The 882-nt window shown below is 77.9% G+C and carries 1 protein-coding gene; it reads right to left on the reverse strand.

Annotated features, from left to right (window positions below; genetic code table 11):
- A partial coding sequence (locus tag N866_RS21715; protein WP_162177344.1) for an ATP synthase subunit B family protein occupies positions 1-882 on the reverse strand: 882 nt, incomplete at both ends.

An 882-nucleotide genomic window follows, 5' to 3' on the forward strand; every position in this document is an offset into this window, starting at 1 on the left:
GTCCTCGTCGGCGGGAGCGGGCTCGTCGTCGGTGCTCTCGTCGGTGCTCTCGTCGTCCGACGCGGCCGGCTCGTCGGAGTCCGCCGCGTCCGCGGTGGGCTCCTCGTCACCGGTGGCCTCGTCGTCCGCCGTGACGTCGGCGTCCTCGTCCGCGTCGGCGTCCTCGGCCGCGGGGGCGGCGGCGTCGTCGTCCAGCTGGGCGTCGGTCGTGGCCTCGCCGTCGTCCGCCCGGTCGTCGGCCTGGTCGTCGGCGTGGTCGACGGGCGTCGTCCCCGCGTCCGGCTCCTCCAGCGCGGCCGGGACACCCGTGGCGGCGAAGCGCGCCTCGGCGTCGATCGCCTGCTCGAGGGTCCGGCGGTTCGGGACGGGGTCGTGCCCGAGCAGGTTGCGCAGCTCGTCGAGGTACGACGTGATCGCCTCGCGCTGGCGGTTGAGGTCCTCGACCTGCCGCTGGGCGGTGGTGCGCTCGCGCTCGGCCTCGGTCATCGCGTCGGACAGCGTGCGCTCCGCGTGCTCACGCGCGTCGCCGACCACGCGGTCGGCGTTGCGGCGCGCGTTGGACATCAGCTCCTTGGCGTGGGTGTCCGCGTCGCGGCGGATCTTCTCCGCCTGCTCCAGGGCGAGCGCGACGCGCCGCTCGGCGTCCGCGGCGTGCGCCTCGGCGTCGCTGACGAGCCGCTCCGTCTCGGCGCGCGCGGCCTCGTGGTGCGCGGCGTCGGCCCGCTCCGCGGCCTCGCGCCGCTCCGCGATCTGGAGCTCGGCGTCGGCGAGGGCGCTGCGGGCCTCCTCGCGGAGGGCGTCGGCCTCGGCCCGGGCGGCGCCGGTGACCTCGGCGGCCGCGCGCTGGGCCTCCGTCGTGAGCCGGTCCACCTCGAGGCGGGG

The sequence above is a fragment of the Actinotalea ferrariae CF5-4 genome, assembly GCF_000603945.1.
GTDB classification, from domain to species: domain Bacteria; phylum Actinomycetota; class Actinomycetes; order Actinomycetales; family Cellulomonadaceae; genus Actinotalea; species Actinotalea ferrariae.